This is a genomic window from Neolewinella xylanilytica, assembly GCF_002934605.1.
Taxonomy (GTDB): Bacteria; Bacteroidota; Bacteroidia; order Chitinophagales; family Saprospiraceae; genus Neolewinella; species Neolewinella xylanilytica.
Genome location: NZ_PTJC01000005.1, coordinates 853780 through 871887, shown reverse-complemented (window position 1 = coordinate 871887; position 18108 = coordinate 853780). Strand labels below are relative to the sequence as shown.

7 protein-coding genes are annotated in these 18108 nt (G+C 62.2%); 6 read left to right on the top strand and 1 reads right to left on the bottom strand.

Going from position 1 to position 18108, the window contains the following annotated elements; all coding sequences use genetic code 11:
• Positions 1-129: 129 nt before the first annotated feature.
• Positions 130-2526, bottom strand: coding sequence for a glycoside hydrolase family 3 C-terminal domain-containing protein (locus CLV84_RS03435; RefSeq protein ID WP_104418335.1), 2397 nt, complete (start codon positions 2524-2526; stop codon positions 130-132).
• A 391-nt stretch (positions 2527-2917) separates the two neighbouring features.
• Between CLV84_RS03435 and CLV84_RS03430 the strand changes: the two genes are divergently transcribed.
• From CLV84_RS03430 to CLV84_RS03405, 6 genes are read left to right on the top strand one after another with little or no spacing between them, the layout of a single operon-like run.
• Positions 2918-5881, top strand: a complete 2964-nt coding sequence (locus tag CLV84_RS03430) for a SusC/RagA family TonB-linked outer membrane protein (protein ID WP_104418334.1) — start codon at positions 2918-2920, stop codon at positions 5879-5881.
• Positions 5882-5902: 21 nt separating this feature from the next.
• Positions 5903-7426, top strand: coding sequence for a RagB/SusD family nutrient uptake outer membrane protein (locus CLV84_RS03425; RefSeq protein ID WP_104418333.1), 1524 nt, complete (start codon positions 5903-5905; stop codon positions 7424-7426).
• Positions 7427-7467: 41 nt separating this feature from the next.
• Positions 7468-10839, top strand: a complete 3372-nt coding sequence (locus tag CLV84_RS03420) for a VCBS repeat-containing protein (RefSeq protein ID WP_104418332.1) — start codon at positions 7468-7470, stop codon at positions 10837-10839.
• Entirely contained in the window at positions 10836-11438 is a 603-nt protein-coding gene (locus tag CLV84_RS03415) for a hypothetical protein (protein ID WP_104418331.1), read from the top strand. The genes CLV84_RS03420 and CLV84_RS03415 overlap by 4 nt, the downstream gene beginning before the upstream one ends.
• A complete protein-coding gene (locus CLV84_RS03410; RefSeq protein ID WP_104418330.1) occupies positions 11428-14796 on the top strand; it encodes a VCBS repeat-containing protein in 3369 nt (1122 codons plus the stop codon). Before CLV84_RS03415 ends, CLV84_RS03410 begins: the two co-directional genes overlap by 11 nt.
• Positions 14793-18107, top strand: coding sequence for a VCBS repeat-containing protein (locus CLV84_RS03405; RefSeq protein ID WP_170067550.1), 3315 nt, complete (start codon positions 14793-14795; stop codon positions 18105-18107). Before CLV84_RS03410 ends, CLV84_RS03405 begins: the two co-directional genes overlap by 4 nt.
• Position 18108 lies beyond the last annotated feature (1 nt).

The following is an 18108-nucleotide window of genomic DNA, read 5'->3' as shown; positions in this document are numbered from 1 at the left end:
ACCCTGGAGGGCTGCTGACGGCTCGCCACGGTCCAAGGTTGAGACCCTCCGGGTCGAAAGGCTACACGCGGAGTACTCGGGTTAGAAACCGCTCAACCTCGGCTTTCTACCGCTTCAAACACTTCCACCTCACGGCACCGCTATTTGGCTGAGCAACCTCGCATCCCGCGACGAACGCCCCACCTCCAGCCGGTAGCTACCCGGCTCCACGATCCACTTACCGGCATCCTCGTCCCAGTAAGCCAGATCGCTCACCGGGAAGGTACCGCTGATTACAGCCGAAGCCCCCGGTTCGAGCGCTGCCGTCTTCACGAAGCTCCGCAGCTCCCGGACCGGCCGTTCCACCGCACTTTCCGGGAGGGAGCTATACACCTGCACCACCTCCCGGCCGGCGCGGTCGCCGGTATTGGTCACCGTCAGGGAAAACCGGAGGGTATCGCCGGAGATCTCGGTTGTCAGGTTTTCGTAGGCGAAGTCCGTATAGCTCAGTCCGAAGCCGAAGGGGTATGCCACCTCCAGGTCGGCCGCGTCGAAGTGGCGGTAGCCGACGTGAATGCCCTCGGCGTAATCGGTGTAGTCGATGTTGCGGACCTGCTCATCGGCCGGCTTCAGCTCCCGGTTGAAGAGGAAGTCCGTCGGGTCCATACTACCGCCGCCGGCCGGGAAGTTCGCGTGGGAGGCGTGGTCGGCGAGGTTCACCGGGAAAGTCATGGGCAGCTTACCGCTCGGATTCACGATTCCGGTGAGGATGTCCGCCACCGCGTTGCCGCCCTCCTGTCCGCCCTGCCACGCCAGCAGGATGGCGTCGGGATCGTCCTTCCAGGAAGCCGTTTCGATGACGCCACCCACGTTCATCACCACGATGACCGGCTTGTTCCGGGCGTGGAAGATCCGGCAGGCATTCGCGATCAGCTCCCGCTCCCAGTCGCGGAGCAGGAAGTCGTCGGCTTCCTGGCGGTCGCCGCCCTCGCCACTGTTGCGTTGGATGGTGAGGATGGCGGCGTCCGACGTGAGGGCGAACAGCTCCAGCGTTGAATCCGCGTACACCACCCGTGGCGGGTCGTAGGGCACGAACATCGCCAGCATCCCCTCCGGCTTGACGAAGGCGTTGGGGTGGGCCGCAACGTGGTCGGCGTAACGGCGTTTGGCACTCGCATTGACGGTGAAACCGGCCCGCTCGAGCCCCTGCTCCAGGGAAACGGAGTAGGCCTCGTTGACGTCGCCCGACCCGGTGCCCCCGGAAAGGAAGTCGTAGGAGCCGTTGCCCAGCAGCGCCACGTTGAGCGAAGACCGGAGCGGCAGGGCGCCTTCGTTCTTCAACAGCACCATTCCTTCGGCGGCCGCCCGCCGCGAAATTTCGGCGTGCTGCTCCAGGGCGGGCGCGTTATTCCCGACGTAGCCCTGCAGCTTCTGCGAGCGGAAAATCAGCCGCAGAATCCGGGCCGCCGAGGAATCGATCGCCGCCGCCGGCAGTCCACCGCTTTCGGCCGCAGCGTTAAGGGCATTCCACTGGCTTTTCGTACCGGGCTCCAGCAGGTCGTTGCCGGCGTTCAACTGGGCAACGGCGTCGCTGCCACCGAACCAGTCGGATACGACGACGCCCGCGAACCCCCACTCGTCGCGGAGTACCCCGTTCAGCAATTCCGGACTTTCGGAGACGTAGGTTCCGTTCACCCGATTGTAGGCGCTCATGATGGTCCAGGGCTGGGCCTCCTTTACGATGATCTCGAAGGGTTTGAGGTAGATCTCCCGCAGCGCCCGCTCCGACACCCGGGAGTCGTTCACGAAGCGCTCCGTTTCCTGGTTATTGGCCACGTAGTGCTTCACGCTGCTGCCCACCCCGCGGGATTCGATGCCGTTCACCATGGCGGCGCCGATCTTACCGGTCAGCAGGGGGTCTTCGGAGTAGTATTCGAAGTTGCGGCCGCAGAGGGGATGCCGATGGATGTTTACGCCCGGCCCTAATATCACGTCGACGCCGTACTCCCGCGCTTCGGCGCCCATGGCCTCCCCTACCCGCCCCACCAGCTCCGTATTCCAGGTGGAGGCGAGCAACGTGCCAATGGGAAATGCCGTGGCGTAGTACGTGGCGTCATCCTTCTCGCGGGTGGGCTCGATGCGCAGTCCGGCGGGCCCGTCCGCGAGGTAGAGCGCCGGCAGGCCAAGCCGCGGGGTAGCCACGATGGTCCCCGCCGCACCGGGAATGTTTACGTCTCCAACGCCTATTGCCGAAGCCAGTCCGGAGCCCTTGAGCAAGTGGATCTTCTCATCGGTAGTCATGCGGTCCAGCGCGTCCTGCACCCGCCGGCCGATCGGTAGCCGGCCGTCCTCGTAGGGATCCAGCTGGCCGTTGCGGTTCCGGTCAATAAAGCGGTACCCGTCGATGGTAAGTTCCGGCAGATCGGTGGCTTCCGGGTGCCCCCGCTCGAAGCCGACGTAGGTGGAGTGGGCGTACCAGGCGACACCGCCGGCCGCCAACAATACGACGACCAGCAAGGCCAGCAGGACTTTGAAAAACGTAGGCATACGCAGTGGGAAAGTGAACTGCGGAAGGTAAGGATTCCCGTAGCGGAATGCAGAATTTGGGCGCCGGAGCGCGGGAGTCAACGCCAATCGGACACGAGAATCCGCTGCCGAACTTCCTGCACCGCGAAGCGCGCGGGGTGGCCGAACCCGAAGACTTCGCCCTACCTAATCCTTCCAAACTGCGACGAATGCACCGTTTGCCTCCCCACTAGGAGCACGACGCCCCCGGTGGATTTATGCAAAATTCGCGGTAACTTCAAAACCCCGATCATTCGTGAATACCCGGCAATACCCACACAAAATTTTACGGTATTGCCGGATCAAAAATTTGTATTTGTGAAATTATAAGTGTTATTTTCACACATCATACTTCCCCTTTTAGTCCTCACTCATGCAAAAAACTAAATCAACGCGCGCCCTCCCGGGCGCTTCCGTCTCCTGCTTTTCCCTCCCTCACCTGCTATCGTTCGGGTTTTTCCTCCTGCTCTCGGTTACGGGCCGCGCGCAGACCGTCGAGGTGAGCGGCACGGTCACCGACGGTAACGGGGAAGCCCTCGTTGGCGTCAGTGTCTTCGAAAAGGACAACGCCTCGGCTAGCGGCACGGTCACCGACCTGGACGGCAGCTACAGCCTTTCCGTACCGCCCGATGCGGTGCTGATCTTCAGTTACGTCGGCTTCGGCACCGAGGAAATCCCGGTCCAGAACCGCACGACCATCGACGTGACGCTCGGCAACACCTCCACCAACCTGAACGAGGTGGTGGTGATCGGCTACGGCACCACGGAGCGGCAGCAGGTGACCAGCTCGGTGGCGAGCATCGACGAAGCCCAGTTCAACAAGGGCAACGTCAACAACCCCCTGCAATTCCTGCAGGGTAAGGTCGCGGGCCTGTCCATCAACCGTTCGGGCAGCGACCCCAACGGGGGATTCGCCGTCCGCCTGCGCGGATTGTCCACCTTCGGTGCCAATGCCTCCCCGCTCATCATCATCGACGGCGTGCAGGGCGGCAACCTGGAACTGGTGGACCCCAACGACATTGCCTCGATCGACGTACTGAAGGACGGATCGGCCGCGGCCATCTACGGCTCCCGCGGCTCTTCCGGGGTGATCATCGTCACCACCAAAAAAGGCCGGGAGGGAACGCGCGGGGTAACCTTCGACGCCTACGGAACGATCGACGAAATTGCCCGCAGCGTACCGATCGCCAGTGCCGAGCGCTTCGTGGAAGAGGGCGGCACGGACCTTGGCTACGACACCGATTGGCTGGACCTGGTGACCCGTACCGGCGTTTCCCAGACCTACAACCTGGCCCTCAACGGCAGCTCCGCGGAATCCAGCTACCGGCTGTCGGTCAACTACCGCGACCAGGAGGGCATCGCCCGCAACAGCGGCTTTAACCAGTTCAACACCCGACTGAACCTAAATCACTCGGTACTGGACAGTCGACTGAACTTCACCGGCAACGTCTCGGTGAACATCCGCAACGCTTCCTTCGTGCCCTACGAGGCGTTGGGATTCGCCCTCATCTCCAACCCGACCGCCCCGGTGTACGTGGACAACGACCCTGAGCTCGGCTACCTGGAGCCAAATACCACGGAGTTCCACAACCCCGTTGCCATCATGGAAGAGAACACCCGCGAAGGCAAGTACAAGACCATGCTCGGCAGCATCCGGGCTGATTACGAGCTGCTGGAGGGATTGACGGCGTCCGCCTTCTACTCCCTGCAGTACCGGAGTGAGATCTACGGCGCCTACGCCACCTCGGCCCAGCGCTTTGGCGGCTTCGACGGGCTACAGGGCCGGGCGGACCGCAACTCCCTCGACGAGCAGAATTCCCTCTTCGAACTTACGGGCTCCTACAAAAAGCGCGTCGGCCGCGTGGACCTCAACATCGTCGGCGGGTACACCTACCAGGAGCTGATCACCGAGAACTTTAACGTGTTCAATACCGGCTTCATCACCGATGAACTGGGCTACAACAACCTCGATTTCGGGCTCGGTATTAACTCCGAGGACGTGACCCGGCGCGGCTTCGACAGCGGCAAGGGCCAGTCGCTACTGGCTTCCTTTTTCGGCCGCGCCCTCGTGAGCTTCGAGGACACCTACAGTTTTACGGCGGCCTACCGTCGGGAGGGATCCTCCCGCTTCGGCGCCAACAACCGCTGGGGTAATTTCTATTCACTTAGCGCCGGCGTCGACCTCGCCAAGGCCCTCAACATACCGATGGATCGCCTCAAACTGCGGGCCGGCTACGGCGTGACCGGCAACCTGCCCACTCCGTTCTACGCCTACCGCGTACTGCTGAGCAACGCCGGCACCATTCCCTTCAATGACGGCAACGCCGAGCGCAACATTCGCCTGTTCAACTACGCCAGCAACCCGAACCCGGACCTAAAATGGGAACAGAAAGCGGAGACCAACATCGGCATCGACTTCGCCCTTTTCGATTACCGCCTGACGGGCTCCATCGACGCCTACACCCGCAACTCCACCGACCTGCTGTTCAACCAGCCCGTGAGCCAGCCGCCCAACTTCTTCGGTTCCACCCTGCTTAACCTCGGCGAACTGGAAAGTAAGGGCCTGGAACTGGTGGTAGACTACAACGTCATCAACCAGGAGGCGCTGGCCTACACCACCGGCATCACGTTTTCGACCAACAAGACGACCATCATCTCCCTGAACGAAGACAGCCAGGTGTTCTTCGGCGGCAACCCCGGCCCCCCGGGCTTGAACGGCACCAACGTCATCCGGGCCGCGGTCGGCGAGGAACTGGGCCAGATTCAGGCACCCCGCTTCCTGGGCCTGGACGCGGACGGTAACCGCCAGTACGAGGAGCTGACGGACCTGGACGGCAACGGAGCGATCGAACGCTTCAACGACTGGCCGATCGTGGGCAACGCCCTGCCCGATTTCGAGCTGGCCTGGAACAACTCCCTGACCTTCGGCAACTTCGACTTCAGTGCCACCTTCCGGGGTGCTTTCGGTCACAGTATCGCCAACATCAGCCGTGCCTACTACGAGGTGCCCGACAACGTCAACAACTACAACCTGGTAATCACCGACTTCTACCTGCCGGACATGGTCGGCAACGAAGAATGGTCCGACTACTACGTGGAGAAAGCCGACTACGTCAAACTCGATAACGCGGCGCTCGGCTACAACTTCGACCTGGGGAATTCCAGCTTCCGGCAACTGCGGGTGTACGTAGCCACCCAAAACCCCATCGTGATCTCCAGCTACACCGGCGTCGACCCGGAACCGCGTATCGGAGATGCCCTTTACCCCGGCGTGGAGTACCGAAACAACTACTTCCGGTCCCGCTCCTACACCATCGGCGTCAAAGTCGGCCTTTAATCAACGAAGCGAAACGTTAAGATGAAACTATATAAATTTTTCCCCGCCCTGCTACCGGTCCTGCTCGTATCCTGTACGGACCTCGAACCGGAGATCTACAGCGACCTGACGCCGGAAACGCAGTTCACTTCGGACGACGCCGTCCTGGGCGCGCTGTTGCAGAACTATACCAACCTCAACCTGTACGTGAACGATGCCATCTGGCCATCCCAGGAGCTATCGACCGAGACCAGTGCCGCCCCGGCCAAATTCGGCCCCTGGGACGACGGCGGCGTCTGGGCCCGGCTGCACCGCCACGAATGGGAATCCACCTTCTTCGTTTTCAACAACTCCTGGAACCTCGGATTCAGCGGCATCGCCGCCTGTAACCGGACGATCGACGAGTTGTCCGAATTAGGGGGCTCGGAGGAAGCCATCATCGAGATGCGGTCGCTGCGGGCGCTCTACTACTGGTTGATGATCGACCTCTTTGGCGATGTCCCCCTGGAGACCTCCTTCCTGCAAGGAACGCCCAATCCCGAACGCGCGCCCCGCGCCGAAGTCTACCAGTTCATCGTCAGCGAGCTCAACGACGTTCTCGACTCCGGCATGCTGTCGGACGCTTCCGGCGGTGCCTACTACGGCCGCATGACCCGCTGGGGTGCCCTGGCGCTCCTCACCAAGGTCTACCTCAACGCGGAAACCTATACCGGCACCCCCCAGTGGGAAATGGCCGCCGCCACCGCCTCCCGCATTATCGACGACGGCCCCTACGTACTGGAGGAGAACTACTTCGACAATTTCGAACCGGAAAACCGTACCTCCCGCGAGAATATCTTCGTAATTCCGTACGAAAAGTCGGGCGGCAACACCGGCTTTAACATGCACATGCGGACGCTCCACCCCCTGAACCGCGAAACCTACAACTTCACTACGGGACCCTGGAACGGCTTCGTCGCCCTGGAAGAGTTTTACAACACCTTCGACGAGACTGACAGCCGCAAGGAGATGTTTATCGTAGGACAGCAGTACGACGCCGCCGGCAACCCGCTACTGGACCCCAACGGCGAGACCGAAGTGGACTCCGACGGCAACCCCGAACCCGACGGAGCCCCCCTCATCTTCACGCCGGAGATCAACGAGCTAACCCCCCGGGCCTTCAGCCAGTCGGGAGCCCGTATCGGCAAGTTTGCCTTTGACTTCGGCCTGGCCCTCGCCCAGCAGAACGACTTCCCGATCTTCCGCTACGCCGATATCCTGCTCATGCGCGCCGAGGCCCTGTGGCGGATGGACAACGGCGACGCCGAAGCCGTAGAGCTGGTGCGGCAGGTGCGGGAGCGCGCCGGCCTGGAGGCCATCGACCCGCTGACCGAAGACGAGCTCTACGACGAGATTCAGCGGGAGCTTGCTTTCGAAGCCCACAGCCGGCCGACCATGATCCGCTTCGATCGCTTTACCGGCAACTGGTGGGAGAAGAATGCTTCCAGTGAAGAAAAGCTGCTATTCCCCATCCCCCAGGGTCAACTGAACGCAAACCCGAATTTGACGCAAAACCCCGGCTATTGATTCATCGCGGCACCGTATATGCTTCCCGGAGTATAGCCGCTATGCTGCTGGGCTTACTGTTCACCGCCTGTGCAGACCCACCCCCTTCCGTCGATCTTTGCCCCGGCACTACCGATACGCGGTTCACGCTATTGCCGCCGGAGCGAACGAATATCGATTTTCGGAACGACCTGGAGCACACCGAGGCCTTTAATACCTACACCTACCGCAATTTCTACAATGGTGCTGGTGTAGGTATTGGTGACCTCAACAACGACGGGCTCGTCGATCTCTTCTTCTGTGGCAATATGGTCGATAATCGGGTGTACCTGAACCGGGGTGATTTTCACTTCGAGGATATCACGGAACGGGCCGGCCTCGGCAGCCCCGGCGTCTGGTCGACCGGCGTGAGCCTGGCCGACGTCAACGGCGACGGTTGGATCGATATCTACGTCTGCAAATCCGGCCGGCCCGAGGGCGACAACCGCCACAACGAGCTCTTTATCAACCAGGGCGTAAACGACCCGGCCACCGGACTGCCCACCTTCGTGGAAGCCGCCGCGGAATGGAAGGTGGACGACCTCGGCCTGTCCACCCACGGCGCCTTTTTCGACTACGACAAGGACGGCGATCTGGACCTCTACCTCCTGAATAACTCCTTGCGGTCGGTGGGGGCCTACGACCTCCGCCCCGACCAACGCGAGCTACGGGATCCTCACGGCGGCAACAAACTGTACCGTAACGACGGTCCACCGGGCCCCGACGGTGGCGGCTTCACCGACGTGAGCGAGGCGGCGGGCATCTACGGCAGCGCCATCGGCTTCGGACTGGGCGTCACCATCGGTGACGTGAACCGGGACGGATGGCCGGACATCTTCGTGTCCAACGACTTCTTCGAGCGGGACTACCTCTACCTCAACGATCGCGACGGCACCTTCACCGAAAGCCTGGAAGCGACGATCGGCGAGATCAGCCTCGGCTCCATGGGTGCGGACATGGCCGACCTGAACGGTGACGGCTTCCCGGAAATCTTCGTCACCGAGATGCTCCCCCGCGACGAAGGGCGCCTCAAAACGAAGACCCTCTTCGAAAGCTGGAACAAATACCAATCCAACGAACGGACGGGCTACCACCGGCAGTTTCCCCGGAACGTCCTGCAATGGAACCGGGGCTACGCCACCCCCGATAGCCAGTCTGTCACCTTCGGCGAGATCGGCCGCTACGCCGGCACCAGCGCGACCGACTGGAGCTGGGGTGCCCTGATCGCGGACCTGGACAACGACGGGGCAAAGGACATCTACGTCGCCAACGGCATCTATAAGGATCTGATCGACCTGGATTACCTCAACTTCTACGCCGACCCGGCTACCGCCAAACGCATTCTGGAGCAGAAGGGCGCCTACCTCGAAGCGTTGATCGATAGCATGCCGAGTACGCCCCTGGCGAACGTCGCCTTCAAAAACATGGGCGACCTGCGCTTCGTGGACGCCGCTCCGGCCTGGGGGCTCGACTGCCCCGGCTTCTCCAACGGCTCCGCCTACGGCGATCTGGATAACGACGGCGATCTGGACCTCGTGGTCAACAACGTCAACATGCCCCCCTTCCTCTACCGAAACCGGACGGACGAACTGGACCCGGCAAGCCACTACCTTACGATCGACGCAAGGGGGCCCATGCTTTCTCCTGCGCTCGGCGCCCAAATAAGTCTCTACGCCGGCAACCAACAGTGGTACCAGGAGATCGCGCCGATGCGCGGGTATCAGTCGTGCGTGGACGCCCGTGCCCATTTCGGCCTGGGAGCGATTGAAAGGCTCGATTCGGTGGTGATCCGCTGGCCCGACCTGACGGTCCGCACCCTCACCGACGTAGCCGCGAACCAGCTACTGACGGTAACCTACGATTCGACGGATCGCCACCCCAACCCGCCGGATCCTTCGTCTGCTCCAGAACCGCTGTTTGCCCGCCAGAACGGAAACGCCGGGATCGACTTCGCGCACCGGGGAACGGAGTTCGTGGATTTCGACCGCGACCCGATGCTTTTCCATATGGTACGCACCGGCACGCCGCGGAGTTGCAGCGGCGACGTGAACGGGGACGGCCGGGACGACCTCTTCCTTTGCGGAGGGGAAGGGCAGGCCGACCGGCTCTATCTCCAGCGGCCCGACGGCACCTTTGCACCGTCCGAACAGCCGGCTTTCACCCGCGACGCGGCGGCGGAAAGCAGCGACGCGGTATTCTTTGACGCCGACGGCGACGGCGATCCGGACCTGTACGTCTCCAGCGGCGGCAACCAGTTCCCTTCCACGTCGACCCTGCTCCTCGACCGGCTTTACCGCAACGACGGAGACGGAAATTTTCACCGCGACCCCCAGGAACTACCCAGCTGGCGCTACGAAAACAGCGCCTGCGTCCGGGCGGCCGACGTGGACGGCGACGGCGACACCGACCTCTTCGTAGGCGTACGGGCCATGGCCTTCCAGTACGGGGAGCCGCCCGCCGGTTACCTGCTGTTTAACGACGGCGCGGGAAACTTCGAGGACGAAAGCCGCGACCGCGCGCCCGACCTCGTCGATCTCGGCATGGTGACCGTCGCCGAATGGCTGGATTACGACGGGGACGGCGATCCGGACCTGCTCGTCGCCGGCGACTGGATGCCCCTGCGGCTATTCGCCAACGACGGGGGTACGCTGACCGAAGTGTCGGCAGCCGCCGGGCTCGGGGAGACGAACGGTTTCTGGAATGCGCTGGCGGTGACCGACGTGGACCAGGACGGCGATCCGGATCTCATCGCCGGAAACTGGGGGCTGAACACCCGCATTCGCGCTACCCCCGATGCCCCGGCCCGGCTGTACACCGGCGACTTTGACGGCAACGGCAAGATCGAGCACCTCCTGACTACTTACCACGACGGGGGGGCTTATCCGCTCGTTATGCGGACCGACCTGGTGAGCCAACTGCCCCAACTGCGCAAGAAGTACCTCTATTTCCGCAACTATCGCCGCCAGGGCGTCGAGGACATACTCCCGTCGGAGCAGCTGGAAACCGCTACCAAGTTGCGGGCCGTGACCACCGAGTCGGTGTGTTACCTGAACGACAATGGCGTTTTTCGGCCCCTGGCTCTGCCGAAGGAGGCGCAGCTGGCTCCGATCTTCGCCGCGCTGGCGGAGGATTTCGACGGCGACGGTACCATCGACCTGCTCCTCGGTGGGAATTTTCACTGGGCCAAACCCGAGGTCGGCATCTACGACGCGGGCCGTGGCCTGTTCCTGCACGGAAACGGCGACGGGTCGTTCATGCCGGTATCGGCGCTCCGTTCCGGTATCCATCTGGACGGCGAGGTGCGGGATTTCCAACCGGTCAAGGTCGGAAGCCGTCGCTTGATCGTCACTACCCGCTACGCCGATGCGCCCGTCGTACTAAAAAAAGCGCCGTGATCAAGTATTTGCTTTCCCTCTGTATAGCGTGCCTGGCCGGTAGCTGCTTTACCGGCTGCCGGGATAGCCCGGCCCGGCAATTCCAGGACTGGCAGGCCAGCGAATTAGCCTCGGGCGTTCGCTACGACAGCCTGCCCGGAGACCTGTACTTCGGCATGTCGTTCGAGGAATTCCGCATCCACTGCATGGCGTTACACCTGGCGGGAAAGACCAGCGAGGGCGGGCTGAAGAGCGGATCCTGGTTGCTGGCCGCCCTGCCGGACGGCTTGGCGCATCCCGCCTACATCAATTACTTTCCCACCTTCGAGGGCAACGTAATCACCAAGCTGGAGGCCGCCATATACTACGCCGATACGGTTGCCTTTTCCGAAGCCCGCCCCTTCCACCAGGATAGCCTGCTGCAGGACGTACTGGGGCTGATGGACGAGCAATACGGCCCCGGCTTTTTGCGGATCGAGAGTCCCGTACCCGGCCGGGGCGAGGTGTACGCCAAAGTGACCGGTAACCGCCGGCTGACCGTATGGAAGGACCTGGACCCCTACCTGGTAAATCTCTGGTTCGTCAATCTGGCTCCGCAAACCGCCGGCCATGAACTATAGTGCCCTCGCCACGATCGTAGCCGCCCTGCTCCTGGCGGCCGGTGCCTGCACCCCCGATCCCCCGCGGCGGGAAGCGGACGCCTCCCGGCTGTTCAGCCTGCTGCCGGCGGAGGCTACCGGCTTTGACTTTTACAACCGCGTAGAGAACACCAAGGCTTTCAATATCTACACCTACCGTAACTTTTATAACGGCGGGGGGGTAGCCATCGGGGACATCGACGGCGACGGGCTACCGGACATCTACTGCACCGCCAATATGGGTCCGAACCGGCTCTACCGCAACCTGGGCAATCTCCGTTTCGAGGAAATAGCGGAGTCGGTCGGCGTGACCGGCACTCAGGCCTGGTCTACCGGCACGAGCATGGTGGACATCAACGGAGACGGGTGGCTCGACATCTACGTCTGCAACTCCGGCGACGTAGACGGTGATGACCGCAGCAACGAACTGTTCGTCAACAACGGCGACGGCACCTTCACGGAGCGGGCCGGGGCTTACGGCCTGGCCGATCGCGGCTATTCCACCCAGGCGGCCTTCTTCGATTACGACCGCGACGGCGACCTGGATGCCTACCTGCTCAACAATTCCTTTCGCGCCATCGGTTCCTTCGACCTGCGGCGCAACGACCGCTACGTACGCGATTCCGTCGGCGGCCATAAGCTGTACCGCAACGATGGGGGCACCTTTCGCGACGTGAGTGAGGAGGCCGGGATCTACGGCAGCACCATCGCCTTCGGGCTGGGCGTGCGGGTGACCGACTTCGACCGCGACGGATGGCCGGACATCTACGTCTGCAACGACTTTTTCGAGCGGGATTACCTGTACATGAACCGGGGCGACGGCACCTTCGCGGAAACCCTCGTCGACAAAGCCGAGTCCATCAGTATGGCCTCCATGGGCGTGGACGCGGCGGACCTGACGGGGGACGGCTACCCCGAACTCTTCGTTACCGAAATGCTGCCCAGCGATGAAGGGCGATTGAAAACCTCCATGACCTTCGAGAACTGGGACAAGTACCGGCACAACGTCCGCTACGATTACCACCACCAGTTTACCCGTAACATGCTCCACCGGAATACGGGTGCCGACCACCCCGGCGAATTCGGCTTCAGCGAAGTGGGTCGCCTGGCCGGCGTCGAGGCCACCGACTGGAGCTGGAGCGCGCTGTTTGCCGACCTGGACAAAGACGGCCGGTCGGACCTCTACGTCACCAACGGCATCTACCAGGACATCCTCAACCAGGATTACCTCCGCTACATCTCCAACGATATCGTCGCCCGGAGCCTGCGCACCGAAGACGGGGTGAACTACGAGAAGCTGATCGAAATGATCCCGTCCCAGCCCATCGCGAACGTCCTATTTTCCGGCCAGGAGGGCCTCCGTTTCCACGACAGCACGGAGCAGTGGGGGCTGCACCAGGCCGGCTTTTCCAACGGCGCGGCATTCGGAGATCTGGATAACGACGGCGATTTGGACCTAGTAGTCAACAACGTCAACATGCCCGCCTTCCTCTACCGCAACAACGCCGAGCGCCACTTTCCCGACCGCCACTATCTGAAGCTCCGCCTGGAAGGTGGTGGAAGGAACACCCAGGGCGTCGGGGCGCAGGTGACGGCCAAATCCGGAACCGGCATCACCTCGGCGGAGCAGATGCCCGTACGGGGCTTTCAGTCCTCCGTAGAGCCGGTACTCTTCCTGGGACTGGGCGCAGCAGACCGTATCGACAGCCTCACGATTGACTGGCCGTCGGGTGCCCAAAGTTTGCTTACCGACGTCCCCGTGGATACCCTGCTTACGGTTCGGGAGCCCGCCGGTTCCGAGTCGCCAGCCACCGACCTGTACGCGGGCCAGGTCTGGGCCGGACTTGCTCAACCGTTGTTCCTCGAAGCCAAAGTGGGGGGACAAGCCGGTATCGCCCACGAGGAAAACGACTTTAACGATTTCGATAAAGACCGGCTACTCTACCACATGCTTTCTACCGAAGGGCCCCGTCTGGCGGTCGGTGACGTGACGGGTGACGGACGGGAAGACATTTTCATCGGCGGCGCGCGCGACCGACCCGGCCAGTTGTTCGCCCAGTCGGCCGACGGGGCCTTCCGGCCGCTATCCCAACCCGCCCTGCTGGAGGACGCCCGGAGTGAGGACGTCGACGCCGCCCTGTTCGACGCCGACGGAGACGGAGATCTGGACCTCTACGTGGTCAGCGGGGGCAATGAGTACGCCGCCAGTTCCTCCGCCCTAGCCGATCGTCTATACTTCAACGACGGGCGAGGCCGGTTTTTCAAGGCACCGGCGATTTACCCCACGCGGCGCTTCGAGAGTACCTCCTGCGTAGCGCCGCAGGATTTTGACGGGGACGGGGACGTCGATCTCTTCGTGGGCGTTCGCCTGCGGGACCGGCACTACGGCGTTCCCCAAAATGGCTACCTGCTGGAAAATGACGGCACGGGAACCTTTACCGACCGGACGGAGGAACTCGCGCCCGGCCTGTCCGCCATCGGCCTGATCCGCGACGCGGCCTGGACGGATATCAACGGAGACGACCGTCAGGACCTGATCGTCGTCGGAGAATGGATGGCTCCACGGATCTTTATCCAAACCGACGACGGCCTGGCCGACCGGACCGAAGCCTACGGATTGACGGACTATACGGGATGGTGGAACGCCATCAGCGTGGCCGACCTGGACGGCGACGGCGACCAGGACCTCATCGTGGGTAATCACGGTCTGAATTCCCGCTTCCGCGCATCCGCCCGGCGTCCGGTCGAATGCTACGTCTACGACTTCGACCGCAACGGCACCGTGGAACAGATCATCACCGCCTACAACGGGGATACGTCCTACCCGGTGGCCCTGCTCCACGACTTGACGGCAAGCTTGCCGTCCCTGAAAAAGGAGTACCTCAAATACGCTACCTACCAGAAGCAGCGGATCGGAGCGCTTTTCGCCGCCGAGGACCTGGACGAGGCGATCCACTTGCGGGTGACTACCCTGGAAAGCGGGGTATTCCTGAACGAAGGCTCCCGCTTCCGCTTCCAGCCCCTGCCCCGGGAGGCCCAGCTGGCGCCAACGATGGCCGTCTACGTGACCGATTTTACGGGAGACGATATACCCGACGTGGTGCTGGGGGGCAATCTGTACGCGGTCAAACCCGAGATGGGCCGGTACGATGCCAGCCGGGGCACCCTGCTGGTGGGCGCGGGAGACGGAAGCTTTACCGTGGCTACCGCCCGGGAAAGCGGATGGGAACTGGACGGACAGGTCCGCGACATCGTTCCGATTCGGCTGGCGGGCGGTCGCTATCTACTGGTGGCCCGCAACGACCGGCCCGTACAACTCTTCCAACTACTCCAACCGTGACCTACGCCGCGAACCCATACCCCTCCCTTTGGCTCCTGGCCCTCGGTCTGGCCTGGTTTACCGGGTGCCGGGAGGAGCGTCCGTTGTTCACCGAGATGCCGCCCGCGGAGACCGGTATCGATTTCGCCAATCACCTCACGGAGAGCGAAGACCTGAACATCAACCAGTACCTCTACGCCCACAACGGCGGGGGCGTGGCCATCGGGGATATCGACAACGACGGCCTTGCGGACATCTACTTCACCTCCAACCAACTGGCGAACCGCCTCTACCGCAACCTCGGCGATTTCCGCTTTCAGGACATCACCGAAGCTGCCGGGGTAGCGGGGACGACCGGCGAGCGGCACTGGAAGACCGGGGTCGTCATGGCAGACGTGAACGGCGATGGCTACCTCGACCTCTACGTAAGCCAGGTGGCCCGCTACCGGGGCTTCGACGGGACGAACCAACTCTTCATCAATAACGGCGACGGCACCTTTACGGACCGCGCCGCCGCGTTCGGGCTGGACCTGGAAAGCTACTCCCAGCAGGCGGCCTTTTTCGATTACGATCTGGACGGGGACCTCGACCTCTATCAGCTCAACCACTCGGTCCACAACCCCGACGTGTACATTCACGCCGGCCAACGGAATAAACGTGATCCGCTCGCCGGCGACCGGTTGTTTCGTAACGACAACGGTGTTTTCGTCGACGTGAGCGACTCCGCCGGCATCTACGGAGGCGCTACCGGCTACGGGCTGGCCGTGGGCATCGGAGACATCGACCAAAACGGCTGCCCGGATATTTACGTGTCCAACGACTTCCACGAGAACGATTACGTCTACTACAACAACTGCGACGGCACTTTCCGTGAAGACGTCATGGGGACCCTCGGCCACAGCAGCACCTTCTCCATGGGCAACGACATCGCCGATGTCAACAACGACGGGCGGTTGGATATCCTGACCCTCGACATGATGCCGGAAGACGAGGTGATCCGCAAGAAGTCTGCCGGCCCCGACCCCTACAATATCTACGACTACAAACTGAACTTCGGTTACTTCTACCAGTCGCCCCGGAACATGCTGCAGGTGAACCGCGGCAACCTGTTCGCGGATAATGTGCAGTTCAGCGAAGTCGGACAACTGGCAGGCATTCACGCCACCGACTGGAGCTGGGCGGGGCTGCTGACCGACCTGGACAACGACGGGTGGAAGGACATATTCGTCGCCAACGGAATCGTGAAGCGCCCCATCGACCTGGACTACATCAATTTCACCTACGACGACGAGGTCCAGCAGACGGTCTCCTCCCTGGAGATGGTCCAGCGTATGCCGGACGGGGCCGCCCCCAATTACGCCTACCGCAACCGGGGCGATCTTACCTTCGAGAATACTTCGGAAGCCTGGGGACTGGACCGGGTGGGCTACTCGATGGGTGCCGCCTACGGCGATCTCGACGGCGACGGCGACCTCGACCTCGTCGTCAACAACCTCAACGACGAGGCAACCGTCTACCGAAACCGGACCGCGGAAACCACGGAAAACAACTCACTGAGCCTAACCCTCGCCGGCCCCGTGGGCAATCCCTTTGGAATCGGCGCGCGGGTCGAACTGGAGGTGCCGTGGGGCAAGATCGTACAGGAGCAAAACCCCGGACGGGGATGGCTCTCCTCCGTAGACCCGGTGATGATCCTGGGCAGTGGAACGCTGACCGATATCCCGAAACTGACCGTGACCTGGCCCGATGGCAAGATCCAGGAACTGTCAAACGTCCCGGTCGCGCAAAGCTTGCGATTGGACTACGCTGACGCCCGCGAACCTTCGGCCAGTCCGCCCACCCTACCGGTAGCCTTCCGGGACATTACGGACGAATCGGGCCTGGACTTTCAGCACCGGGAGAATGCCCATGTGGACTTCAACTTCGAGCGACTGCTGCCCCACAAATTGTCCGTCGAAGGCCCGCGTATGGCGGAGGGGGACGTGAACGGTGATGGCCTCATCGATCTCTACGTTGGCGGGGCCTTCGGACAGAGCGGACAACTATACCTACAGGCCGCCGGCCCGGACGGAACGCCCCGCTTCACCCCTTCCCCCCAGAAAGCGTTCCGCCGGGATACCCTCTACGAAGATGCCCAACCAGTATTCCTCGACGCTGACGGTGACGGCGATCTTGACCTATACGTAGCAAGCGGTGGTGGGCAGCTTGTACACGAATCCCTGTTCCAGGACCGCCTCTACCGCAACGATGGCGAAGGCGGTTTCACGCTGGCCCCTGCCGCCGTTCCCAACCTGCAAGCCAACGCCTCCTGCGTGGTGGCCGCTGACTTCAACGGCGATCATTTTCCCGATCTCTTCGTCGGCACCCGCTCGATGGTGGGCAAGTACGGTGTTTCACCGGACAGCTACGTCCTGGTGAACGACGGGCGGGGGCGGTTTTCCGTGGATACCACCGACCGGACCGCATCGCTGCGTGGCCTCGGCATGGTGACGGACGCGACCTGGCTGGCGAAAGAACGATCGCTCGCGGTGGTTGGCCACTGGATGCCCGTCACCTTTCTGGACCTCGCAGGTGATGGTATGTTTACGAAACGGGCCTTGCCGGGCACGTCGGGCTGGTGGAATACCGTCCACCCCGCCGACCTCGATGGCGACGGCGACGATGACTTGTTGCTCGGTAACCGGGGTTTGAATTCCAGCCTCACGGCTTCCGTAGAGGAACCGCTACGGTTGTATTTGCAGGATTTCGACCGCAACCTCACCGTCGATCCCATCCTGACGTACTACCGCCACGGGAAGGAATGGATTTACCCCGGCCTCAACGAGCTCAAGGAGCAGTTACCGACCATTCGCCTGCAGTACCCCACCTACGCCGAATACGCGGAGCATACCTTCCCGGAAATGATGCCCGAGCACCAACGAGCGGCGGCCGAGATCCGGGAAGTGGAAACCTTCGTGTCGGGATACCTGCTCAATGAAGGCGGGGGGAACTACACCTTCCACGCCTTGCCCCAGGAAGCGCAGTACGCTCCCATTCATGCCTTTACCACCGCCGACGTGAACGGCGACGGTCGAACGGACGTCTTCGCGGCCGGAAACTTCCACGATAATATGCCCTCGGTGGGCCGCTTCGACGCTTCTTACGGGAACCTGTTGCTACGCACCGAAACCGGCTTCGACGCCGTGGATGCGGCCACTTCCGGATTCGCGGTCTATGGAGAAACGAGGGACCTGACGATCTTTCAAAACCAAAACACGATTACTGTCGTAGCGGCGAGAAACGATGCCCCCCTGCGGGTGTTGTATGGACCGCGACAGCTCATTCTTCAATAGA